A 24,072-nucleotide genomic window follows, 5' to 3' on the forward strand; every position below is an offset into this window, starting at 1 on the left:
CCACGGCATGAATTAAATAAGCAATTACAGACTGTTTAAACCACAAGGGTTCCAGCTTTTCTTAGTGCCATTCGATTAATAAGCTTTGATCTGACCAAGTTTCTTCTTCGCTAGAAATTTTCTTTGCAGGAACTTCAGTCGCGACTGCAATCATACCACCAAAATGGTCTTTGGCATTGAAATTACTAGGGTCGTTTAACTTATCAATTAGTGATTTAATACTTGCGATCAAACCTTCTCCATAAGGGACTGCAGCTTTGAGATTGTCATCTCGATAAATAAAAGCCTCAATTTTATGGAACCCCTTAAAACCCTCATCTTCGTCACCATTATCAAATGCATAGGGACGAGCATCAATATCAGTATCTTCTTGCTCGAAATTACCAGCTAAAACTTCTATTTGTTCGTAAGGTGGACGAGACTCCACATAGGCTTTCTTGGCTGCTTCAAGGTTATTGCTTTTAAGAGCTTCTAAAAGTTGTTCTGCTAATGGTAATTGCTCTTGAGCTTGTTTTTGGAAATACTTGACACCTGCCTGAACTTGCTCGGTATAGTTCATATTATTGGCTGCAACCATATCAACTTTAGGGCTCACATCTTCTTGACTAATATTTGTAGACTGAGCACAGTTAGTTAAGAAGACAAGAACCACAGCCATCAATCCCAGCCCCAAAGAACGTAAGATAGACTTCATTTGTATTAATAGTTACTTGCTTGCACGATAGAGGTATATTAAAGCTTATTAATAATTATTGTCAATTTATTTGTGATGCTCGTTTTAAAAGAGAATCAATTTTTCAGGAAAAAATGTAACTTTTACATCTTGACTTTGGTTATATTTCTAGTTTCTAATATATAGGTTTATTGCAAATTTTATCAGTTTAATGAGAATAAGTTGTTTCTTAAGATAATTTTCTTTGGCTGAGATATTCAGAACGAATATTTTAATATCGTTTTAAAGTCAGCAAAAAAATTAAGAAAAAAATAGACATCATTCTTCTAAAGTAGACAGCAGAAATTATACTGACAAAAAACACTTCACAAAATACTATCAGTGTAATTTCGTGTGATTTACATTGTAATAATTATTGTTTATGATTACTTTAGTTGATACTTTTGTTACATGAGCTTATATAAGATAAATACATATATTGCTTTATTTGAATAAATAGGTATATGAATAACCGTTATTTTACTGGGAACTAAAGAAAAAATTTAACATCTATTCTTCTCGGAAGTCGCGGTAATAAAAAAGGTACGTGCTTCTACTAAAACTGTCTTACTGACATTACTGACTACAGAAATTGCACTATCAAAATTTACCCTTATAAATTAATGAATTACATAAACACTTTAAACTTAGTCAAAAAAGTATCAATTACTGTTTTGAGTATGCTTGCGATCACAACAGTATTCGAGAAACAAGCCGAAGCAGTTGTAGTAACATTTGATGATATAGAAACAACCTATGGATTTGGTGCAGTAGAAAGCGGTTACGGTGGTTTAGACTGGGTTAATTTTGGATACGTAAACCAGATATTTCATCCTGGTTCTGGTTATGAGAATGGTTTAGCTTCAGGGGACTATACTGCATTTAATTGGTATGCAAAACCAGCAGAAGTTACAGGTGATCTATTCGACTTTCAAAGTACTTTCCTGACTGCTGCTTGGAATAATGGATTGAATATCTTGGTGGAAGGATTTTCAGGGGGAATATTGAAATATTCACAAAATGTGGTTGTTAACCCCAGCCAATCCAAGAAATTTATTTTTGACTACATAGGGGTCGATAGAGTGAAATTTACTTCATCAGGAGGAGTAGACGCAAACCCTAACGATAATATTGTAGGTAGAAACTTTGTAATGGATAATTTTACCTACCACAAAAGTAATTCGAGCATTACACCAGCTACTCCACCTCCTGTTTTACAACCTGGAGGAAATGTAGCAGAAGTTCCAGAACCGATTTCAGTTTTAGGTTCCTTGGTTGCTTTGGGTTTTGGTGGTATTTTCTATCGACAACATTCTCGAAAGTCACTTTAATTGCGAGTTAACAATCTCAGAGAATAAAAAGCATCAATTCTTTATTCCTGTTAAAACGAAGGAAGAAGGAAGAAGTTTGGAATTGCATTAGCGCAGCGTGCCTGCAAGGCATTGGGGATTTAAACCCCAACGCATTCACGCTTCCTCGTGCGGGCGTATCTTACACCGTATGACGGTGGGGAGTATGCCCTTCAGGCACGCTACGCGCTTCATCCCATATTGTTAGAAGATTAGCACCTAAATTCTAGCTTCCGACAAGAACACCCTCACGGGGTGACAAGCAGCCCAAAAGCTTTACTGAATAAGGCTTGAGAGTTTTGAAGTAGAAAATACAATTAACAAAAATATTGATAATGATAATTATTGTATCGTAGGCTTGGCGATGCCTGAGACGCGGTAAGCCGAACGGCGCTTCACTGAACCGCATATGCGGTGTTTGCACGCAGCAAGCTGTTCACGTAGTGCGCCCAAACACGGAGTGCGTCCAAACGTGCTTATCGCTTATTGTAAAAAACCACAAAGAGGCATGATATAAAATTTTCTAAGTACATGCTTCCTAACATAATATAATTATAAAAACAGAAAATATAAATAAAATATTAAAATCAATCAAATTTTACAAAAAATATGCAATTTTAGATACAAAGTAATTTTTCCAAGAATGTAGTTTGAACGACAAAATTTAAAATGTCAAAACAATATTTGTGCTCTGAGGCCAATATTTTAAATTATGTTTAAGCGTAACTATCTATAAGCCAACAAAAGAAAACGCTTGGTTCAAACGTGGTTTTGCTCTTAACCCTTCCACTCAGCTTATTGAAATAATAGGTTTTTCTCACTACTGGGAGCTAAAGCTTTCATGAATTTCATGCAGGTATTATCTGAATTTTTGGCAAATAAATTTCCTTTTTGGGGTGTTTGTCATTTGAGTTTTGACCCCAATAACAGAACTCTTTATATTCGCTGTAGAAGTTCGAGGATCAGAACATCGGTTCTCAAAGATGCATCTAAGCTAATAGATTTGGATATCGGTATTTATAAGTTTGTTGTAACTCATCCAGATCATTCTGATATCATTATCCAACCATCATCTTAATTTCAAAGTGATTGTAAAGTTCTGTCACATCAAAATCTTTACTTTTTTTTTGGGTGGAAATCTGATCGCTTTAAGTTTCTTTTTCCTGTTTTATTTTTCTGGTGAATTTCTCCAATTAATTTACCCAGAAGTTATTAAGGCAAAAAGAAAACAAATTAATAGCAAACACAGTAACAAGATTAAAAACTGATTGCGTTTTAACCAAAAAATCAATTGATTACTAAATTTATTTGCTTCTTGTTGCTGTTTTTGTTCTAATTCTTGGACTCGGATATCTTCGTATATGGTACATTCCTTTGCGTAAGGGCGTTTGGGAAAATTACAGGTATCATCACTGTGATAAACACAGGTGTCGCACAAATACTCTTCATTAGTAGAACGATGTAAAGGAATTCCTGGATGTCCGTAAGCTTTTAGCTGGGTACGACAAAATGGACAGGTAATAGCTTGAGGTTCAATGTGCTGCTTGCAGCGAGGACAGGTTGTGGTATCCACGGTAGATACAAGTATTTGGGTGACTATTTGATTTTAGCTTTTGATCGTAATAGCTTACAGGTAATACCAAATTAATCAGGTGAACGCTTCACGGCTGCTCGCAGATGTTTCTCACGCAAATTCTGTTTATTTTGCCTTTCATCTTAAGATTGAAACCAAGCGGTTAATGCGATCGCTAATGCATCAGCAGCATCGTCAGGACGGGGAACATAGTCTAAATCTAATTCCTGTGCTACCGCTTCTTGAACTTGGTATTTTTCCGCGTTACCGCGACCAGTTAGGGCTAACTTAATTTGAGAAGGGGCAAATTCGACGGTATTAACAGATTTTTGGGCTAAAGCTAACATTACAACTCCTCTAGCTTGTGCAACCAAAATAGTGTTTGACATTCGGTAGAAAAAAAATTTTTCTATTGCAACCAAGTCCGGTTTCCATTCTTCTATCAAAGTATGTAAATCATCGTGCAACGTGCATAACCTTTTTCCCAACTCAGTTTTTGCTGGTGTACGAATTACACCAAAGTCAAGTAGTTGTACAGAATTATGATGAATTTGGGTTTGATTTGTCTGACAATTGATTATCCCAAATCCTAAAATTGCTAAACCCGGATCTATTCCTAAAATACGTTTTTCCATTAGTTTTAATAACTTTGCTCTGGTGCTTTCCCTTTGCTGGCTAACAGGGAACGGCGACTAGTATAGCGTAGGGAACGGTCCGTTTTTTTGTAGGAAAATTTCAAGATGAGAATCCGGAATCAAAACACAATTGAGTTATTATTTAGTCCTGTTTATTTTAGGTGAAATTTACTGAGGCAGTTTAAGTTTTTATAAAGGTACTTTATTCTCACAAATATAGGGACATCTAACCATCTAAAATTTATTCAGGGTATCATTCTGGAGATGGATATGTTCATAAACATGCGGACAACTGTAATAAAATGCGTAAAATCTAACAGACAAAGAAAATGTAATAAATCCATACCTAGGGAATAAGCCAACTGTTGTACATTTTCAATAGGTCAAAATTTATATTTATGTTGCATTTGTTGCTATGTCAATAGGTTTTTTTAAACACGCCTTAAATGTTGTGCAACAACAGTCTCGCCGCCGCACTCCTCATCGAGTAAGCCAATGGTTTAAGTGGTTATCACCCGGACTATCTGTTAAGCGTTGGTTGTTAATAAGCGTAAGTGGCGTAATTCTTGCTTGTTTAGGATTAGCAATTTGGGTCAGACTTACCCCAATTTACAGGATAATTCAATTATTTAAGATTTTTTTAGAGTTTATTACCGACATTGTACCTTATTATGTCAGCGGTCCAATTGTTTTATTGTGCGGTTTAGTTTTACTTTTATGGGGGCAAACCCGTACTGTTGGTTCCGTAACTGAGGCATTCAGACCGCAAGGTGAAGAGCAATTAGTTGATGCCTTGATGGCACATCGCCGTTTATATCGAGGACCAAAGATTGTAGTTGTTGGTGGTGGAACTGGACTTTCTACTTTGTTAAGGGGTCTTAAAGCTTACAGCGCAAATATTACGGCAATTGTAACTGTTGCCGATGATGGTGGTTCTTCAGGAAGATTGCGTCGAGAAATTGGTGTTTTACCGCCAGGAGATATTCGTAATTGCTTGTCTGGTTTGGCAGATGAAGAAAAACTATTGACAGAATTATTCCAATACCGTTTTAGTGCTGGGGATGGTTTGAGCGGCCATAGTTTTGGTAATTTATTTTTAACTGCCATGAGTGAAATTACTGGGGACTTAGAAAGGGCTGTTGCAGCAAGTTCCAAAGTCTTAGCGATTAGAGGTCAAGTTCTCCCTGCAACTTTAAGTGACGTTCAACTTTGGGCGGAACTAACCGATGGTCGTCGTATTGAAGGTGAGTCTAATATTACTGAGGCAGGGGGAAAAATTGCCAAAATTGGTTGTACTCCAGCTGCTCCACCAGCTTTGCCTACAGCAATCAAAGCTATAAAAGAAGCAGATTGTATAGTCATGGGACCTGGTAGTCTTTATACTAGTGTAATTCCTAATCTTTTGGTACCAGAAATTTCTGATGCGATCGCAGCTTCAACCTCTCCACGTATTTATGTCTGTAATATTATGACTCAACCCGGAGAAACTGATGGATATAGCGTAGCCGATCACATAGAAGCGATCGATAAGGCTTGTGGTCGGCGTTTATTTAATTCAGTATTAGTCCACAAGAAGTCTCCCTCTTCTCGTGCTTTATTTCGCTATGCAAAGGAAAAATCCCATCCTGTATTTATAGATCGCGAAGCTATAAGTAAATTAGGACGAAGGATCGTACCTGCAAATGTGATCCAAGAAGATGAAGTTGGTTATGTACGCCATAATCCCTATCAGTTAGCAAAAGTATTATTGCGTTGGTATAGTCGAACTCCACATAAAATGAGCAGATTCAAGAAAATTTACTCTAAAAAATAATTCAATATAATTGGTGGGTTTTAAGCGAATTGTGTGAGTCCGTCAAACTAATGTATTTATTCAGTAAGCCTTATTTAGTTAGTAATGCTCTACATTCATCGCCAAAGTTGTTAGAAAATTTTTCTATTATTGTTGGTTCCCTATTTGATATTCTTAATCGTCTTTTTTTGCTGCGTCCTATTCCTCACTTATTACATCACTGACGTTTGATTTTCATTTTGCTGAATTGCAGCTTCAAATTTGTTTTCTGGCGTCCATTTTATTGCACCATCGCTGCGAGTGAAGAATACCTGTGTTTGTGTTTCTTTTTGAATTTTTGACAACAAAGATTTTGTTTGTTGAGTATCTGGGGTAGAAATAATAGCAACTTTAGGCTTAATAACGCTAATCAGTTTTTGCCAAGCATCACCTGAATACCATAATACTTGAGGATGAGGTAAATAATTGTTTTCGACTGTTTTAAATAAATCGCTGCGTTTGAGATTACCTACCAACAGCCAACTTTGATTTTGAATTTGAATTTCTAATATTGGAATTCGCTCGTTAATTAAGTTTACTACTGCTGTCCCTGTATTAATAGGCGTTCCTAATAATAAAGGTTGAGATATAGTTTTTTGTGCTTGTAATTGCTCCTGGATTATCTTCTGGGAAAAATTTTGTTCGGGAACGGCAGAATATTGATAGAAGTTTTTGAATGAAAAATTTTGGAGTAGTGTTAACCACCCACTTTCGTTATCATTCTCAAAATTATTGGCGATCGCAGCAAAAATTTGGTTTACACCTTGTTGTTTTAAAAAAGGAATTATTGCAAATCTAGCTGTTTTTTCGCTACCGCTATTGATTAATGTTACTTCTCCTTGGTTTTGAATAACTATAACTGGTTCTGTTCCTGCAGCCATTACTGTAACTTGAAATAAATTACTAGAATTATGCCAAGTAGGAAGCAGCACTACAATTAATGCAATTAAGCCACCAAACCACCATCTACGCTTAAACCAAGTTAAAAAACAAACTAAAAGAATGATGCCGTAAACAGTTAATAGCTGCCAAATAGCAATTTTTCCCAAAGCAATGGAATTTCCTGGTAGCTGATTAAAAAATTCAACTAATTTAATCAACCAATCTGTAGGTAAGTACAAAAATCCTGCTAAACTACTGCCGATATTTTGAGCGGCTAAACCCACTAAAGCACTGATAATTCCACCAATACAGATTGCAGAAATCAATGGTGTGCTGATGATATTAAGTAAAATACTATAGGCTGGGACAACTCCAAAAACATATAACTGCAAGGGTAAAGTCCAAATCGTTGCAGCAACAGGAACTGATATGAGGGAAGCAATGGTGGGTGGTAACCAATTTAAACCCTTGGTAATGAGAGGAACTGTTGTAATTAAACCTAGGGTGGCTAAAAAACTAAGCTGGAAACCCAAATCCCAAATCCATAAGGGGTTTACTAGTAATAATAATGTTGCGGCTAATAATAAGGATCCCAACTGCTTTACTTTACGTTTTAAACCGATCCCTAACAAAGCTGCAAATCCCATAATCGCTGCTCTGAGAATGGAAGCTTGAAAACCTGTAAGGCTAACAAATACAATCAGAGCAATGCAGCCAGCACTGAATTGTATTCCTCGGCTCAAGCGCTTAGTGATATTTAAAACTAATCCTAAAATTAAGGAAGTATGAAATCCTGAAGCTGCAATTACGTGAGCTAATCCTGCTTTAACAAATAAATCGCGAATGTCATAGGGTAAATCGACAGCTTTGTTTCCCAAAACCATTGCACTTAGCATCGGACCTTGGGGAACACCCAATCCAGCAAGATGCAATCGCACAATTTTTTGACGAATTTTCCACCATCCCCATCCTTGCGTTTCCTCTAGAATATTCACTTGACGTCCGCTCAAACCAGCAAAAGCTCCTTGTCTTTGGAGATACTTTTGGAAGTCAAAACCGCCAGGATTACTTGCTGGTCGTGGTTGATATAAAATTCCTGTAACAGCAATTCGTTCGCCGGGATGCAAACCAGTAGCTTGAAGAATAGGTACGGTAACATATAATTTACCGTTTACACCTTTAAGGGTGTCGTCTGCATTATTTTCTTTTCTTACCTCATCTATTTGTTTGGGTTTTAACCAAAACTGTCCCCGTCCAGAACGAGTTAAGCGAGGTTTACTTGTTACTTCACCTCGGACAATAAATACTTGTTCTTGAAAATTATTATCTGTTTTTGGGATAAACCTGCTAATATCATTTGGAAGCGGTTGTGGCAGTCGAAATTGAAGATAAAAACTTGCCAACACACCAATGAAGCCGCCAATCAACCAGATAATCGATTTTGGTTTCATCGATTGTGTTTTGATTGATTGTGCTCTAACCGATTGTGAAGTATTATTTGCCAGAAATGATTTTTTTTGTTTTGTTGGCGGTCGCGTAATTGCTTCAGTCTGTTTACGCCTTGATATTGGACGTCTTTTAGCTAAAACTGCACCAACGACACCCAGTAGGAGAATCCAAACACCTCCCCCAGGAATTGCTGTGGATAGCAATCCGAAAATGTAACCCAGACAAATAATGATACCAGTAGCCCGAAGCATCAGAATAATTGCAGAATATCTGGCAATGATAGAAACGTGATTATAGCTTTTTTCTGCTCGGGCAACTACAAATCAGTGAAAACAGATCTTGATTTGGTAACATCAACGTAAATAATCACAATAAAAAAGCCAGCGAGAAGGAACTTATTTTTTTGCTTCACAAAATATAAAAAAACTGGAAATATAAAAAAAACTGGCGCTCAAAAATCAAAAGTATGATTTTACGGGTTTTGAGCGCAAGTTTTTTCAGAGATGTATCGCGATCGAATTGTAGGACAAGAGCAAAATTTCAAACAGTTTTAAGTTGTTGGAAAATTAACTCGTACAATTACATCATTAAAGTCATTGTCCCCACCACCAGATAAATCTTCAAAACCAAAGCTATTATCACCAAGTAAACGAATATGGTCAGCCCGATCCGTATTTGCTCCCAAGAAGGAGAAGTAGACTTCTGCATTGTTATTAATTGCTTCATCCACAGTTCCATCTACAACAATGAAGGAGGCTAAAATACTTCCACCCTCCAAAATTCCATCAAAGGTAGCAGTTTGCTGATTATCTGCTTGAAGCAAATCTAAACCTGTGATGCGATTTGTTAAAGCAGCTTCTGTATATCCACTATCACCAGGATTCAAATCTGCCACACCATCACTATTTATATCAATACCACCGTTAGTATCGGTAATTTGATAGAAACCAACAAGATTATCGAAATTCGCTTCCCTGTGTACTTCAACATTGACTGATACTTGACCGGTGATATCGGTCAAATCGATAATTTCATTTTGTGTTTGTCCTTGTAAATTAGTGCTGGAAGTAGGAGCATCTTGAGTAAGTTGTACGCTCAACTCCATATCTGTGAAGTCACTATTACCTATTTCATCTGACCAGTTTAATTTAAAGCCTTCTGTCGCAAAGTCAGATACTTGTAGGTTGGAGGAATCGGAAAAGAATATAGGTAAATTTGTTGTTCCGCTTGCTTGTAATTCAGTTAGTGTTGTATCAGTTGTACCATTAGATACTAGATAGAAGCCCAAACGTGCATCGGAATCAACTTCAAGTACCCTTTCAATATCTTCCAAGTCAAATCCAGTAGGGCGATTTGCAATTGCTGAGAAGATGACTTGTGCTTTTTCTAAAGCTGCTTGGAGATAACCCTCTGAACCAGGAGTTAACCCATCAATATTACCGTTTTCATCATCTACAACAAATACACCCACCTCATTGACATTTTCGGTGTCGTTGTTAGTTAAAGTAAATTTGATGTTGGTAGGGTCTCCTCCATTCAAAGTAAATATTCCGTTATTACTTTCAGTATCAAACTGAGCAGGAGGAACATCATTAAGGTTGACAGTGACGTTTGCTGTATCACTTAAACTACCTGTATCTGTTGCTGTAACCTCTAAATTGAAGCTAGGGGTGGTTTCAAAGTCGAGGTCATCTTTGTCATTAACAATAATTGCTCCCGTAGAGGGATCAATTGCAAAAGCTAGGTTACTATCATTATCTGGGTCAAGGTTTCCGGAAGTTATTGCAAAAGTTAGAGCTTCATCTTCGGGGTCGGTTGCGGTAATAATCCCTACTTGTGTTCCTTCGTCACTATTTTCATCTATGGTGAAGGTAGCATCATCAACAGTAAGTTCTTCCTCCTCATCAGTAACGCTAATAGTCAAGTCTTGAGTTACAGTTTCACTTCCATCAGAAACACCAACAGAAACTTGGTAATTGTTATCAGTATTAGCATCGGATGCAGTTTCAAAATCGGGAGGATTATTAAAGCTTAATTCCCCACTGTTGGAATCGATAGTAAATAATCCTTGGTCAGCACCACCCAATAAGTTAAATGTTAGGTCATTACCTTCTGCATCTTCTGCGGTAATTGTTCCTACTGTTGTGGTGTTTTCTGCAACTGAGAATGTTGGATTACTGGTGATAGTTGGTGGTGTGTTAACATCATCATCAAGTATTGTAAATATCAAATCCTCACTTGGAACTAATGCAGACCCTGAAACACTTGTTAGCTTAATTCCAAATGTCTCATCATCTTCAATTTCTTGATCTGGATTGATAGAAATATCAATTGTTTTTATATCTTCACTAGCAGCAAAAGTTACTTCACGTGAAGAAAAACCATCGACGAAATCAGATGCTTGAGCAGGATTATCACCAGCAGCAATAATTTCAATATTAATTGTGTCAGTTCCATTTAAACCGCCAAAGCGATCAAGTGTGAGTGTGAGAGTCGATGGAGCATCGGAATCTCCTTCTACAACTGTAGGATCGTCAGCAGTAATAGCCATGCTGATTACACTATCATCATCAATGATATTGACCCCAGCAGTTTCTGTTGTTGCTCCATCAGCAAATGTTCCACCAGAAACCACACTCAGATCGAGAAATACAGATTCATCTCCTTCAACATCAGTATCTCCTAATATTTCCAGCGTAATATCACCAGAGCTTTGTCCCGCAGCAATTGTCAATTGACCTGTAGTTTCTATAAAGTCAGTTCCTGCATCTGCATCATCTGAACGAGTAGTAAAATCAATTACTACATCTTCAGTTGTGGTACTAGAAAGATTAACAGTAAAGGTCGCAGTAGTTGAACCAGTATTACCTTCTGCGATCGAGATACCTTGGTTTGCTAAAGATAGTATTGGTGTAACCGCCAGTGTATCAACAGCTAGTCGAACATCACTGAATTCAATAAATTCTACATTTAGTAAAGTATTATCAGTACCGATATTGACTACATTCCCATTTTTGGAAACACCACCAGCCCCCTCTTGAGTCTTATTGATTTCCACAGTATCGATACCTGCACCACCGTCTACCAGGTTGACACCACCTGAGAGAATAAAACGGTCATTTCCACCATTACCAAATATGGTGTTTTCACCGTTACTAACTCGTATAGTATTATCAAGGTCGTTAGCGTTGATTTCTCGAATTACTGGCTGACTTACTATAGTATTTTCAAGACTAATTTGATTATTTTCTTGGCTGATCGACTGGCTCACCGTAGACTCAATGAAGTCAGTTTGATTCACACTGAAGGTAATAATTTGTTTTGTTCCATTATCCGTTTGCTGTGTGACCTGTTCCTGACCCGTGGTAATTTTATAGTCTAGAGAAGTTGTTGGAGTACCATCATTAAACACCACATCGAAGGTGATATCATTTTCTGCTTCCCGTGTGACTTCGAGTCCATCAATAGTACCTTCAAATTTGAGACCAAGTGTATCCTCAACCAATTGATCTGGAGTAATTGTATCGACTACAGTACCACCTAATTTCACATCAATGCGTTCAATGATATTTTTATCTACAGTTGCTGCATTAAATTCTGTGATTAAGTCAGCAGGATCTGAAAGCACAACAGCATCATCTGAATCGACAATGTTTAATTGACTTAAACTCGGATTACCAATACCAAAAGCACGAACTTCTGCTAATTGTTGTAACTGTGTAGCACTTGACGAGAAGTCAGGACCGTTATTAAATCCATCAGAGAGAAAATAAGCAATATTAGTTGCATTATTATTGCGTGACGTAAAGAAATTTTGTGCTTCAACTAAAGCTGAATTAAAGTTTGTACTACCACCAGCAATTAACCCATTGATAGTAGAAATTGTGGTAGGTGCATCTAGTGGAGCGAATAAAGATGCAGAACTATCAAAATCTACGACAGCAAATTCACTATTATTGGCAATACCATCATCAATTAAAGATTGAGTTAATTCTTGGTAGGCAGCTTTAGCTTGTACAATTCTGTTTCCAGACATACTACCGGAACTGTCAATAATATAGGCAAAATTGTATAAGATTCCCTGTTCAGAACCAATAGTAAGAGTATAGTTTACATCACCGTCAAACATCCAAGCTGGAGATTCAACAGTAATTGTCCCAATTTTGTTACCGCCATTATCAAGAATATCTTCTTCGGGAGTAATAAGCGCACCATCTTTTAACTTTGTGTTGTCGTTGGGGTCTACTTGGAGTGGTACAAAGAAAAGATTTCCATCATCGTCGGTACCATTATCATCCGCATCAACAAATTCAAAGACACCGAATTCAATATCCTTGGTGGTATCTGTAGCATCACTCTGGCTTCCACGTGCATGTGTGAATTCAAATGCAGGATTGGAGGGGTCAGTAATTGTAAAATCATAGTTGGTGAATATTTCCGAGAAGAGGGCTTGATCGACACCATCGCCACCTTCTAAGCGGTCATTTGCACCACCACCAAATAATTGGTCATTACCATCGTTTCCTAGGATGCGTTCTCTACGGTAAGAACCGAAAATATCATCGTTAGCAGTACTACCAATGATTGCATTTTCTGAAAGGTCATTAGCATTGGTTGTTCCAGAATCAGTTTCAATCTGGTCGATTATTTCATCATAAATATCCGTCGTAATCAGCACACCACTGTTGTATGTGCTTCCTCCGTAAGCATGAATCCCTAAAACGCGAGGATTACTCTCACCGTCAAGAGTGTGCCAAACACCACTTCCGCTCTGACCACCAGCAGTGTCAACATCTTGAGAGTAGAAAAAACGTCCGCTAAATGTACCTACAATATTACCTGGTGATTCTGCTGCACCTGGAGAACGTACTAAATCACGTCCCCGTCGCCCAGTGTTACCTGGTATATTACCTGAGACATTGTCTCCTGGATATCCTGCTGTATCAATAGTTAAACCTCCAGCAGTTTCAGGATCGACAAACGCAATTAGACCAATTACATCAGTGTCAGGAAGTAAAGTATTACTAGTTGTAAAAACAGCAATATCATCTCCTGGACTCTCTGTTATGTTGTAATTATCTACGAAATTTACATTTGTAACATTTGCTGCTGGGTCACCTGTAGCTCCGATAAAACGAGAGTTCAAAGCATTCTGGTTTGCACTAACAGTGGCCCTTAAAGCAGTAGCATTTGTATTATTACGGGCATTGTAAGCATTGTGACCTGCGGTAAGCACATGATTTGGTGCTATGGCTATTCCAGTACCGATACCACCACCACTACCAAATCGAGCATCCACAGCCGTAACAGTAGAAAAAGGAAATGTACCAAACGAAGTAATAACCTGTCTACTATCAGGACCAATTACGCTCATTTCAATATTCTCCAAAAAATAATAAAATGAAAATTAGCGGACTAGTCTTTTGATGTAATATGCTGCTCTATACAGAGCTTTACGCCAGAAGAGGTCTTTTGAACAGTTGTCAAAAGGCTGTTTTGAAGTAGAGCGCGATCTATATCTCTACGCTCCTTCACTAGACGAGGTGTAGCGATATCGTCAAGGTTAAATAGTTCTAAAAGGGCTTGTTGCTCACCATCACTTGAGGGGGGACGCATTCGTGCTAAAGTATTTTTGTCTAAAGAGAGTTTACCAACTCCATCAATAACTGTTCTTGAACCATCTTTAATTCCTTTAATTAAGGTTTTCGGTGGTGTAGCGTAAGTTAATCCTCCTACTGCACCAACCACAGCAAACTGGTCAGAAATTGCTACAGTACTTCCCATATGAGCATTGGGAACAGCAAGTCTTTGGGGTTTATTTTCTGATGTTTCCAAGTCAAACAACCAAGCAGCTCCTGTATCATCAAAGGTCGAACCAACGAGGAGTAGATTATTTTTAAGATCGATATCAACACCAAAATTCTGTTCTGCACTATTTGTAGGTGAAAAAATCTGCTTTACATTACCTTCTGTTAACAAATTGACTTTACCAATCCATCCACCAGGTTCTTCTTCTTCCTTGATACTGAAAGCAATTCTTCCTCCATCTGCGGAAACCGAGAAACCAGAAATTTCACCACCACTAAGTGCATCAATCCGTTTCACTTCTGCTTTCTTATCAAGCAAAACTTTATATACTCCACCAGAGAAAGATACTCCAAGTTGATTAGTATATTGAAAAATTTCTTGATTATTTGGCTTATGCTTCTCAGTGTATGCACCAACAACTAAAGTCGATTTGTCTAAAGAAATATCATAACCAAACCCAGAGCCGACAACTTCAGCAGCAGAACCTTTTGGAGGCAAAATTTCTCTTGTTCTTAACCACTTTTGATTACGATTATGGCTATATACAAGAACGCGATTTGCTTCTGGATCGCCAACTGCTAAATAGCGATCGCTAATTGCTAAAGCGTAACCAAATGACTTACTATCACCAGGTTCTGATAATAAGCATGTTTGCACGGAGGTTGAGGTACTTTTCACTGCAAATAACACCCCAAATATAATTAGTAAAATGAAGTAATTACTTTTCATACGACTTAATAAATACGAATGTATTAATGATACTCAGTGCATCAGTACAAACCCTAGTCATATAAAAAATCATAGTGGGATGTATCGAACGAGAAAACAGTCATTACTGATTTGATGACGCAGGTTAAAACCTATTTTTTCTAGTTTCTTATTTGTGAAATAAAATATATAAACTTGACAACAAGTATACTATTACGCGTACCTCCGATAAGGTTGTTCTTTTTAATACTTTTGATTTATTTGTATGCAATGATATTTTCAAGGTAGCATAAGACACTTTTCGTTAACCGGTATTAGTGTGTATGCAAATTATGTTTTGCCAAAAATTTATTAATAATTGATTCAGTAAATCACAGTTTGAAGCTATTAGAAATGATGAACTAAATCGTTTCCCAGGAATTTTAAATACAAAAATAAAGGTGATAGCTTAGAAAGCCCTATCACCCTTTAGGTATATCACAATCTTATTAACTAAAAGAAAATAGCCAAAGTTATCAAATTATTTTGGTAAAGAATGGAAAAAAGTGCCGTATTGTAGTCCAGGGAAAAGGTAATTTAACACAATGAAAACCATGAACAGGATAACTACTGCCAAAGTCGCAACAACAGGAGCAGTAGAAAGATATTTCAAAAAATAACGTGACTCCATTATTGATTCTCCTTAGATCGAGCAAGTGAAGCTAATTAAAGAATTAATTGCTAAGTACAAAATTAACTAACGAATAGAAATCGGAATTTCCTCATCCTTAGCGACTAAGTCACCACTAAGGAATTCTTTGACTGTTAATAAAGGCCACATCAGAGCCGCCACCATGCAACTAAAAAACAGTGGCACATCAATAAACAGTTCCTTTTCTTCCCCTGCGCCTTCTTTTCTAATTGCTCGTAGATAAGAACGACCACTCCAACCAATCCAACCTGCAATGTATAGAAACATCACAATCGGAGTCAATACATCAAATGCAAGGCTGAGTCGGTCAAGTACTAAATGGGGTAAACCATCATCCCCACAGAGTAGACGTGAATAAGCTTTAAATGGCTGAGTGGTGTAATAACTATCAGGTGCATTTTGCATTCTTTCTACAAACGCAGCTGATTCATTGCAAGGTACAAGTGTAGTATTCTCAGCCATTGCAACGGGAGCAAAGTTCATCCAAAGAAAAGCTGCTGCAAGTAGCGCCAAAAATAATTTTTTCATCTTGATTGTTCCTAAATCATCTGGAGATGTACCAGAGGCAAAGCCGACGCCGCAGGCTCTGGTATGTCCCTACATGTCTGTGTGTTTCTTCTAATTAAATAGTTTGCTTTTTACGAGTAGTCAAATCGCCCACTTTCTGGAAGACGCCGAACTCTACTTGTTCGTCTAGTTCTGGGTCAATTCCAGCAAAGACATCTCGGTAAATTGTGCGCGAACCATGCCAAATATGTCCGAAGAACCATAACAAGCCCCAAATAGTATGGGCAAAAGCAAACCACCCACGGGTACTGGTACGGAATATACCGTCAGATTTGAGGGTTTTGCTATCAAACTCAAAAATTTCGCCTAGTTGAGCACGCCGAGCCAGTGGTTTTACATCAATTGGATCTGTAAATGTTTGACCGTCCAGTGCACCACCATAGAAACTAACAGTTGTACCAGTTTGCTCAAAGCTTAGCTTTGATAATGCGCGCTGGAAGGGTATATCGGCACGTACAACATCATCTTTGTCAGTCAAAACTACCGGAAAAGTTTCAAAGAAATTAGGCATTCGTCGTACTTTCAATTCCCGACCTTCTCCATCCCGAAAAACTGGATGACCTGACCAAGTTAGAGCAATACCATCCCCTTTATTCATGGCTCCTACTCTGAATAAACCACCCTTAGCTGGACTATTGCCAACATAGTCATAGAAAGCCAATTTATCTGGAATACTAGACCAAGCTTGGGAAAGGTCTTTACCTTGAGCTAATTTAGTTTGCACTCTTCGATTAATTTCTTTTTGGAAATAACCGCTGTCCCATTGATAACGAGTTGGTCCAAATAGTTCAATTGGAGTAGTAGCCGAACCATACCACATGGTGCCAGAAACAACGAAAGCCGCAAAGAAGAATGTTGCTAGAGCGCTTGCAAGAACGGTTTCAATATTACCCATTCTTAAAGCTCTGTAAAGTACTTCTGGTGGTCGGAAAGCTATGTGGAAAATACCACCGATAATACCAACAATCCCCGCAGCAATGTGATGAGCCACAACACCACCAGGATTAAAAGGATTAAAGCCCTCTGGTCCCCATACCGGCGCAACTCCTTCGATGTGACCATTTAATCCATAGGGGTCAGAAACCCACATACCAGGACCAAATATCCCTGTAAGGTGAAAAGCTCCGAAACCAAAACAAAGAAGACCAGCTAATAACAAATGAATACCAAATATTTTTGGCAAGTCAAGAACTGGCTCATTAGTCTCGCGGTCTATAAATAAATCTAAATCCCAATAAACCCAGTGCCAACAAGCGGCGAGGAATAATAAGCCAGCTAAGATAATATGAGTGGCGGCGACACTTTCAAAAGTCCAAAGACTAAAACCTGTAACAGGCTCGCCCGTAATACTCCAACCGCCCCAAGATTCGGTAACACCTAATCGAGCCATAAAAGGCAATACAAACATACCCTGACGCCACATCGGGTTAAGAACAGGGTCACTGGGGTCAAAAAGGGCTAGTTCGTATAAAGCCATTGACCCCGCCCAACCAGCTGTAAGAGCTGTGTGCATCAGGTGGACAGCAATTAGTCGTCCTGGGTCATTTAAAACTACTGTGTGAACGCGGTACCAAGGTAGTCCCATTAATGATACTCCTTATTTATGAAAGAAGAATTAGGAGTCTTATCGCCCGTAGCTTTGTTATTTTGAGGGTTACTGTTTGGGTTAAGTTCATCCTCAAAATTCACAATTCAAAATTTATAGCTCCTAAATCTTCTTCATTACTTAATTTTCAGAAAAAAAGTTGCAGATATGTGCCTGAGATGGAACCGGGAAAAAATTTTTTCAAAAACATCACAGTCACAGAAAAGAATGCGATCGCAATATTACCAATGACAAGAGCAATAATGTGTTCGAGTAAAAAATTCTGCATCGGTACAACCAAAATCAAAACTTTTACTAAAATTGGAAAATATGAAAGACTAAAGCCCAATGATGAGTAAACATTTACGAGTTAACAGTTAGCTTGCAACTGATAACTGATAACTGGTAACTGGTAACTGACAACTGATTAATCCAGTGGTTTCATAGATAAAACTGGTTCATCTTCACGTTCAATACCTCTTTCAAAACCAGCAGCAGCAGCTCTTGCACGACCAGCATGCCACAGGTGACCTACCAAAAACAGTAATGCAAAGATAAAGTGGAAAGAAGCTAGCCAGGTACGAGGTCCAACAAAATTAAAGGAGTTAAGTTCCGTGGCTAAACCACCTACTGAATTCAAAGAGCCGATAGGAGCATGAGTCATGTACTCAGCAGCCCGACGAATTTGCCAAGGTTGAATATCATGCTCTAACTTGTCTATATCTAGACCATTGGGACCACGTAATGGCTCTAACCACGGTGCTCTGACATCCCAAAAGCGCATAGTTTCAGCCCCAAAGATGATTTCTCCTGAAGGCGATCGCTGTAAATATTTTCCTAAACCGGTAGGACCTTGAGCCCCAGCAACACTAGCCCCTAACTTTTGGTCGCGTACAATAAAATTTAACACTTGGGCAGTAGCAGCTTCACCAACGGTAGGACCATAAAACTCACTGGGATAAGCGGTATTGTTAAACCAGATAAACATCGCTGCAATAAAAGCTTGTCCGGCGACATTGCCTAAACTTTGGGAAAGGTAAGCTTCACCAGACCAGATAAAGACTCTATGGGTCCACTTAAATGGCTTAGTTACGATGTGCCAAATACCACCTAGGATCAGAATTCCGCCCATCCAAATATGACCGCCTACTAAATCCTCCAGGTTGTTAACGCTGACAATGTTACCTTGACCACCAGTAATATTTCTGAACACATAACCAAAAATGATTCTTGGATCAAGGGTGGGATTGGTCACAAAGCGCACTTCACCGCCTCCTGGAGCCCAAGTGTCATATAAACCACCCCAAAACATTGCTTTACATACAAGTAATAAAGCGCCTACACCAAGAGCAATCAAGTGATATCCAAGAATACTGGTGACTTTGTCTTTATCACTCCAATCAAAATTGAAAAAACCTGCTAGCTTTTCGGGACCTTTGATTGAGTGATAAATGCCACCAAAACCCAAGACAGCAGACCCAATAAGATGGATTACAGCAATGGCAAAAAATGGGAAAGTGCTTATTACTTCACCTCCATGTCCCACACCAAAACCAAGAGTTGCAATGTGGGGCATTAAAATTAAGCCCTGTTCGTACATGGGCTTATCTGGAATATAGTGAGCAACCTCGAACAACAGCATTGCTCCAGCCCAAAAAGCAATTATTCCGGCGTGAGCAACATGAGCTCCTAAGAAGCGCCCAGATAAGTTGATGAAACGGGCATTACCAGCCCACCAGGCATATCCAGTAGATGCTTGATCGCGACCTTCGCTCTCAGGCGGACTGATAGTCGTGGTATTCGTAGCTGAACTTTCAAAAGGTGTTTCCATTGTTATTAAGCGATTAGGGATTAGTGATTAGGGATTAGGGATTAGGGATTAGGGATTAGGGATTGCACTGCGTGCCGCCGCAAGCGGCATATAGCGATTGGGATGGGTCATGGGGTGGGGAGGCATAGGAGATAAAAATAGTTACCAATACCTACTCCCCAATCCCCATTCATCGTAAGGTGCGGGCGTACCCCAATCGCCATCCCCTAAAGTGCATTTCCGCGAGGTAATACTTCTTCGGGGAATTGGAAGTTTTGGTGGGGTTGGTCTTGTGGAGCCATCCAAGCCCTGACGCCCTCATTCAGGAGAATGTTTTTGGTGTAGAATGTCTCAAACTCTGGATCTTCAGCGGCTCTTAACTCTTGGCTGATAAAATCATATGCTCGTAAATTAAAGGCTAAACCCGCCATTCCAATTGCACTCATCCACAAACCGGTCACTGGTACAAACAGCATGAAAAAGTGCAACCATCGCTTATTGGAAAATGCAATTCCAAAAATCTGCGACCAAAAACGGTTAGCAGTAACAAAGGAATAAGTTTCTTCTGCTTGAGTTGCACTAAAAGCACCGAAAGTATTGAAATTTCTACCATCTTTGAAGAGGGTATTTTCCACTGTTGCACCGTGAATAGCACATAATAAAGCACCACCTAATACACCTGCTACGCCCATCATATGGAACGGGTTGAGCGTATAGTTATGGAAACCTTGGAAGAATAGCAAGAAACGGAAAATTGCGGCTACCCCAAAACTGGGAGCAAAAAACCAGCTAGATTGACCTAATGGATAAACCAAAAATACAGAAACAAAAACGGCAATAGGTGCAGAAAATGCGATCGCATTATACGGTCGAAGACGCACAAGTCTGGCAATCTCAAATTGTCGCAGCATAAAGCCGATTAAACCAAAAGCACCATGGAAGGCGACAAAATTCCATAATCCACCAAGTTGACACCAGCGGGTAAAATCTCCCTGTGCTTCTGGTCCCCATAATAATAGTAAGGAGTGATCTAGACTATCGGGGGGGGTAGAAACAGCTGCGGTAAGGAAATTACAACCCTCTATGTAAGAACTGACAATACCATGGGTGTACCAAGAAGTTACGAAGGTTGTACCGGTAAACCAAGCCCCAATAGACAAGTAAGCACAGGGGAACAATAAAAGACCAGACCAACCGATGAAAACAAAGCGATCGCGTTTGAGCCAGTCATCGAGGATGCCAAACCATCCTAAACCAGTCTGACTGCGTCTAAGAGCTACAGTCATATTATTTTTCCTTTTTTTGTAATAGTGAGTAGTGAGTGGTGAGTAATAAGTAACAAGTAATGAGTAATGAGTGGTGAAAGGTGTTCGCGGATCCGCTCTCAGCTACGCTAAGAGCTTGAAAAGCACCGAAAGTGAACAGCATCGGCGCAGCTTAGGGCGTGGCGTTAGCCATAGGTTGAGTGAATATAAAACCTAATCGCCAATCCCCAGTCGCCATTCGCCGTTAGGCGCGGGCTCACCCCAGTCCCCAATCCCCACATCACCAATCCGGATTACCATCGTTTACAAAGTAAGGGGTACCGGGTAGAGCAAGGGCTTGAATTATGTGGTCAAAATAAGGGATAACGAAAGCTGCATCGTCATCACCTAAAAGTTCTCGTGCTTCTTCTTTAATACAGCACAATGCTTCTACCCAATTAGCCAAGGGTATACCTAAAGATTTGTACATTTCTTTCATGCCGACAATGCCAATTTCTGTTAATGGCTGTTCGTTACCAGCCAAAACACAATAAGCAACTAAACGAATATACCAACCTTGATCGCGCTGACATGAAGATGTCTTTCTCATATTGCCACTATTACTGGGGGTATTAGGACACACCTTCCAGAATCTATTACTACCTCTTTCTACCAAGCGCCTTTGGTTTTTCGCCAAAGTTGTAGCAATTCGAATTCGCTGCGTCCCGGAGTGACAAAATTTTTGAATCATGTGAATTTCGCCGGGACTAGGATAACGCAGTTCTTCGTCAGCATTAAGAATGACTTGTTTAACTATACTCATAATTATCCTCATTTTGAGAGCCAGTATTTTGAGAATCGGTTATTGGCTCTTGGAACTGCGTCATGCTTTGTGCTACTAACTCTGATTTTGAGTTGTTGGATACATGTTCGGAGTTTTGCTGTTGCATGTCAGCAAATTCTGACCAGAAAAGTTGTTTTGGGACATTGCGATGCTTGGGAATAAATGCATCCAGTTCAGATGGTGATGAAACGGAGGATTTAGCCTGTAAATTTACAGTTACAGCCTCAACCGATCGAGAACGGCGCATTGCAAAACCTCTGGGTGTAACATAACGCTCATGAGGAACTGTATTTTCCCCAAAAACTTCTATATATTCGGGGTTGTTGATAATTTCATCTATCAGAACGTAAAATCCTTTGGTAGCACAAATATCATAGTAGCGATTCATTTCTTCTCGTCCATAGGTAGGACGACCTAACAAACGTCGATGAATATATTCAATTGCTTTAGTAATGTAGAGTTTTTCCCAATACATCTGACGAAACCAATTAGACTTAGCTAACTGACGGATAAACTCCCGCATTGTAATTTCGCCACCCTTGAGCTTGGTCTCTGCAGTTGCTAAACGTTGACCTTCTAATAACTCACGCCCAAATACCTGTCGATAAGCTCCTCTAATTACCGCTTCGGGTGAATGTCTGGCTAAACTTACACTAAGTTCTTGTTGCTTTTTATTATTAACTGTATCATCTGATTTTTGGCTATCTTGTAGAGAATGAACAAAAAACTTCTCTACATGTTCTAGCTTCATTACTCTTCCCAAAGAACCTGGTACTTTGCAATAGTTGGTCTGATTTGCATTCTGAACCGGCGAAGCGCAATTAATCAAAATCCGACGAGTATCTTTGTTAAAGAATGCAGGTTCGGGATGAGGGTTCCGGGTTTCTTGAGGAAAGATTGCACCAAATTGAATTTCTAATGGGTCATTACCACAACCATAAGGGTGATGATCGGGTAATGGTTTTTGATATTTAGCAAACAGTGTGACAAACTGGGGAACTTTACGAACGGGTGCACTATACTTGAATAAATCTATTTGCGGACCCCAATTACGACATTCCTGAGCTTCTTGACCCAAACCACGCAAATATGGTACTGTCTCCTCACCAAAATAATCGCTGTATTCTTGGCAATCTACCAAAGTATCTACCAGTTTAGGTAAACCACCTTTGGTTATAACTGCAAAATATTCTTGAAACTCTGTTAAAGAACTTAAGCCACGACCTAAAAAGTGACGTATCGCCAGTTCTATAATACGACTGATTGTATAAGGCTCATAAAAAAGTGTCCGGTAGAGGCGAGATTTACCCAGCCTCCGAACAAACTCTTTCATGGAGATTTGTCCACCCTTAAGTTGAGATTCTAGTTCAGTACCAGGAAAAGCATATGTTGCAGTAATGTCACGCTCAAAAACTTGACGATAAGCGGCTGTTATAACTACTTGCTTTTCCGTTTCCGGTAGAACCGACTTCATAACAAATTTTGGTCGGTGTTGGGATGCGATCGCATAACTTTCAGGTAAGACCAAACCTTGCTGCTCATTGGAAACTCCAATCCTAAGTTTGACTGGAGGTTTTTCCTCAAGATACTCGGAAATCAAAACATCAAAATAATACTTAATAACGTTTGTCGCCTCAGTATTATCCTGTAAATAACTAACCGAGATCCGCCGCATTTCCTTGAGAGCAACAACGGTAGCTTCCGTTATATCTTCTGGCATTACTCCACGTAAGCCTCGGACATTAACTGTGAGAATGCTAGGGTCCCCAGCAACAATGGCGTAGGTAATGTAACGCAAAAACCATGACAAGTCTCGCATAGACCTTTTCATTCTTTTTGGTCCATAGCGAGAAATATTGATAAAGCGAAAACCACCAGGAAGTGGATCTCTGTCAGTAAAAAGTGTTCGTGCTTGTTCCCACCAAGCTCTAACAGGAGCAAAAATATTTGGAGCTTTAATTAGTTTGAGACGTTCTTTAACTGGAACAACACGATTCCTGATTGCCGCAGTGAGATAATCTTCACCAACATAGTAACCCGAACCTGGCATCGCTACCTGTTCTTGAGGCTTTTCTAGATAATCCATTGGCGAACCGCCAACAAAAATACGGTTTGCCCCAGCAGACACTATTTCATCTGAATTATTAGTTAAGATTGCAGCAATTTCCAATCGTAGCTCACCAGAACTAAAAAAAGACTTTAGTTCTTGAAACTCAGTACGTGTTAAGCAACGGTCTCTTTGTTCCGCTTGAGAAATAACTGCAATAGGTAAAGTCTGATATTGTTGTGGATGGATAACTGGGCTACCACCACTTACTTTTACACTCATTTAATTTTTCCTTTGTCACTTATCCCTTACCAATGTTCTCCCAATCCCTAGTCAC

The 24,072-nt window shown here is 39.0% G+C and carries 17 protein-coding genes; 4 read left to right on the forward strand and 13 right to left on the reverse strand.

Translation table 11 applies throughout. The features are described from left to right. Window positions 1–61: 61 nt before the first annotated feature. On the reverse strand, window positions 62–694 hold the full coding sequence (locus BC008_RS35915) for an EfeM/EfeO family lipoprotein (protein ID WP_235595977.1): 633 nt from the start codon (window positions 692–694) through the stop codon (window positions 62–64). A gap of 641 nt (window positions 695–1,335) precedes the next feature. Here BC008_RS35915 and BC008_RS35920 point away from each other — a divergent pair. After that, the gene (locus tag BC008_RS35920; protein ID WP_058184253.1) at window positions 1,336–2,043 is read left to right on the forward strand and encodes a PEP-CTERM sorting domain-containing protein; all 708 of its coding nucleotides are present in this window, start codon (window positions 1,336–1,338) and stop codon (window positions 2,041–2,043) included. An 859-nt stretch (window positions 2,044–2,902) separates the two neighbouring features. Beyond that, on the forward strand, window positions 2,903–3,139 hold the full coding sequence (locus tag BC008_RS35925) for a hypothetical protein (protein WP_058184255.1): 237 nt from the start codon (window positions 2,903–2,905) through the stop codon (window positions 3,137–3,139). Between the two features lie 120 nt (window positions 3,140–3,259). On the opposite strand, the gene BC008_RS35930 is transcribed toward BC008_RS35925, so the two are convergent. Together BC008_RS35930 and ruvC are read right to left on the reverse strand one after the other, a co-directional pair. Further along, on the reverse strand, window positions 3,260–3,634 hold the full coding sequence (locus tag BC008_RS35930; protein WP_058184257.1) for a zinc ribbon domain-containing protein: 375 nt from the start codon (window positions 3,632–3,634) through the stop codon (window positions 3,260–3,262). A 143-nt stretch (window positions 3,635–3,777) separates the two neighbouring features. Then, window positions 3,778–4,269: a crossover junction endodeoxyribonuclease RuvC gene (ruvC, locus tag BC008_RS35935; RefSeq protein WP_027843167.1), complete on the reverse strand. Its 492-nt coding sequence runs from the start codon at window positions 4,267–4,269 to the stop codon at window positions 3,778–3,780. A 415-nt stretch (window positions 4,270–4,684) separates the two neighbouring features. Between ruvC and BC008_RS35940 the strand changes: the two genes are divergently transcribed. Continuing rightward, window positions 4,685–6,082 carry a gluconeogenesis factor YvcK family protein gene (locus BC008_RS35940; RefSeq protein WP_036265310.1) on the forward strand — a complete coding sequence of 466 codons (1,398 nt, stop codon included), beginning with the start codon at window positions 4,685–4,687 and terminating at the stop codon, window positions 6,080–6,082. Between the two features lie 191 nt (window positions 6,083–6,273). On the opposite strand, the gene BC008_RS35945 is transcribed toward BC008_RS35940, so the two are convergent. The 6 genes from BC008_RS35945 to psbB form a co-directional block, all read right to left on the reverse strand. Next, entirely contained in the window at window positions 6,274–8,682 is a 2,409-nt protein-coding gene (locus BC008_RS35945; protein WP_027843166.1) for a ComEC/Rec2 family competence protein, read from the reverse strand. A 299-nt stretch (window positions 8,683–8,981) separates the two neighbouring features. Continuing rightward, window positions 8,982–13,805 (reverse strand): cadherin domain-containing protein, encoded by a 4,824-nt coding sequence (locus BC008_RS35950; RefSeq protein WP_058184259.1) that lies wholly within the window; start codon window positions 13,803–13,805, stop codon window positions 8,982–8,984. A gap of 41 nt (window positions 13,806–13,846) precedes the next feature. Next, entirely contained in the window at window positions 13,847–14,917 is a 1,071-nt protein-coding gene (locus BC008_RS35955) for a hypothetical protein (RefSeq protein WP_153009706.1), read from the reverse strand. 550 nt (window positions 14,918–15,467) lie between these two features. Beyond that, entirely contained in the window at window positions 15,468–15,617 is a 150-nt protein-coding gene (locus tag BC008_RS47055; RefSeq protein ID WP_072207797.1) for a photosystem I reaction center subunit IX, read from the reverse strand. A gap of 66 nt (window positions 15,618–15,683) precedes the next feature. Next, window positions 15,684–16,166, reverse strand: a complete 483-nt coding sequence (locus BC008_RS35960) for a photosystem I reaction center subunit III (protein WP_027843164.1) — start codon at window positions 16,164–16,166, stop codon at window positions 15,684–15,686. A gap of 94 nt (window positions 16,167–16,260) precedes the next feature. Then, the gene (gene psbB / locus BC008_RS35965; RefSeq protein ID WP_027843163.1) at window positions 16,261–17,790 is read right to left on the reverse strand and encodes a photosystem II chlorophyll-binding protein CP47; all 1,530 of its coding nucleotides are present in this window, start codon (window positions 17,788–17,790) and stop codon (window positions 16,261–16,263) included. A 2-nt stretch (window positions 17,791–17,792) separates the two neighbouring features. Between psbB and BC008_RS35970 the strand changes: the two genes are divergently transcribed. Beyond that, window positions 17,793–18,149 carry a hypothetical protein gene (locus BC008_RS35970; protein WP_027843162.1) on the forward strand — a complete coding sequence of 119 codons (357 nt, stop codon included), beginning with the start codon at window positions 17,793–17,795 and terminating at the stop codon, window positions 18,147–18,149. A 68-nt stretch (window positions 18,150–18,217) separates the two neighbouring features. Here BC008_RS35970 and psbC read toward each other — a convergent pair whose 3' ends face one another. From psbC to BC008_RS35990, 4 genes are all read right to left on the reverse strand, one after another. Beyond that, entirely contained in the window at window positions 18,218–19,621 is a 1,404-nt protein-coding gene (gene psbC, locus BC008_RS35975) for a photosystem II reaction center protein CP43 (RefSeq protein WP_027843161.1), read from the reverse strand. A gap of 206 nt (window positions 19,622–19,827) precedes the next feature. Then, window positions 19,828–20,886, reverse strand: coding sequence for a photosystem II D2 protein (photosystem q(a) protein) (gene psbD / locus BC008_RS35980; RefSeq protein WP_027843160.1), 1,059 nt, complete (start codon window positions 20,884–20,886; stop codon window positions 19,828–19,830). A 259-nt stretch (window positions 20,887–21,145) separates the two neighbouring features. Further along, a complete protein-coding gene (apcD, locus tag BC008_RS35985) occupies window positions 21,146–21,667 on the reverse strand; it encodes an allophycocyanin subunit alpha-B (RefSeq protein ID WP_027843159.1) in 522 nt (173 codons plus the stop codon). Further along, on the reverse strand, window positions 21,654–24,017 hold the full coding sequence (locus BC008_RS35990) for a phycobilisome rod-core linker polypeptide (protein WP_036265308.1): 2,364 nt from the start codon (window positions 24,015–24,017) through the stop codon (window positions 21,654–21,656). The genes apcD and BC008_RS35990 overlap by 14 nt, the downstream gene beginning before the upstream one ends. Window positions 24,018–24,072 lie beyond the last annotated feature (55 nt).

Source organism: Mastigocoleus testarum BC008, assembly GCF_001456025.1.
In the GTDB taxonomy this organism is placed as follows: Bacteria; Cyanobacteriota; Cyanobacteriia; order Cyanobacteriales; family Nostocaceae; genus Mastigocoleus; species Mastigocoleus testarum.

Coding starts and splice junctions, on each gene's coding strand:
- BC008_RS35960 (WP_027843164.1), bottom strand. CDS start 16,166: ATGAAAAAATTATTTTTGGCGCTACTTGCAGCAGCTTTTCTTTGGATG.
- apcD (WP_027843159.1), bottom strand. CDS start 21,667: ATGAGTATAGTTAAACAAGTCATTCTTAATGCTGACGAAGAACTGCGT.
- psbC (WP_027843161.1), bottom strand. CDS start 19,621: ATGGAAACACCTTTTGAAAGTTCAGCTACGAATACCACGACTATCAGT.
- BC008_RS35940 (WP_036265310.1), top strand. CDS start 4,685: ATGTCAATAGGTTTTTTTAAACACGCCTTAAATGTTGTGCAACAACAG.
- BC008_RS35970 (WP_027843162.1), top strand. CDS start 17,793: ATGATACTCCTTATTTATGAAAGAAGAATTAGGAGTCTTATCGCCCGT.
- BC008_RS47055 (WP_072207797.1), bottom strand. CDS start 15,617: ATGGAGTCACGTTATTTTTTGAAATATCTTTCTACTGCTCCTGTTGTT.
- BC008_RS35950 (WP_058184259.1), bottom strand. CDS start 13,805: ATGAGCGTAATTGGTCCTGATAGTAGACAGGTTATTACTTCGTTTGGT.
- BC008_RS35945 (WP_027843166.1), bottom strand. CDS start 8,682: ATGCTTCGGGCTACTGGTATCATTATTTGTCTGGGTTACATTTTCGGA.
- BC008_RS35920 (WP_058184253.1), top strand. CDS start 1,336: ATGAATTACATAAACACTTTAAACTTAGTCAAAAAAGTATCAATTACT.
- BC008_RS35915 (WP_235595977.1), bottom strand. CDS start 694: ATGAAGTCTATCTTACGTTCTTTGGGGCTGGGATTGATGGCTGTGGTT.
- BC008_RS35925 (WP_058184255.1), top strand. CDS start 2,903: ATGAATTTCATGCAGGTATTATCTGAATTTTTGGCAAATAAATTTCCT.
- psbB (WP_027843163.1), bottom strand. CDS start 17,790: ATGGGACTACCTTGGTACCGCGTTCACACAGTAGTTTTAAATGACCCA.
- BC008_RS35990 (WP_036265308.1), bottom strand. CDS start 24,017: ATGAGTGTAAAAGTAAGTGGTGGTAGCCCAGTTATCCATCCACAACAA.
- psbD (WP_027843160.1), bottom strand. CDS start 20,886: ATGACTGTAGCTCTTAGACGCAGTCAGACTGGTTTAGGATGGTTTGGC.
- ruvC (WP_027843167.1), bottom strand. CDS start 4,269: ATGGAAAAACGTATTTTAGGAATAGATCCGGGTTTAGCAATTTTAGGA.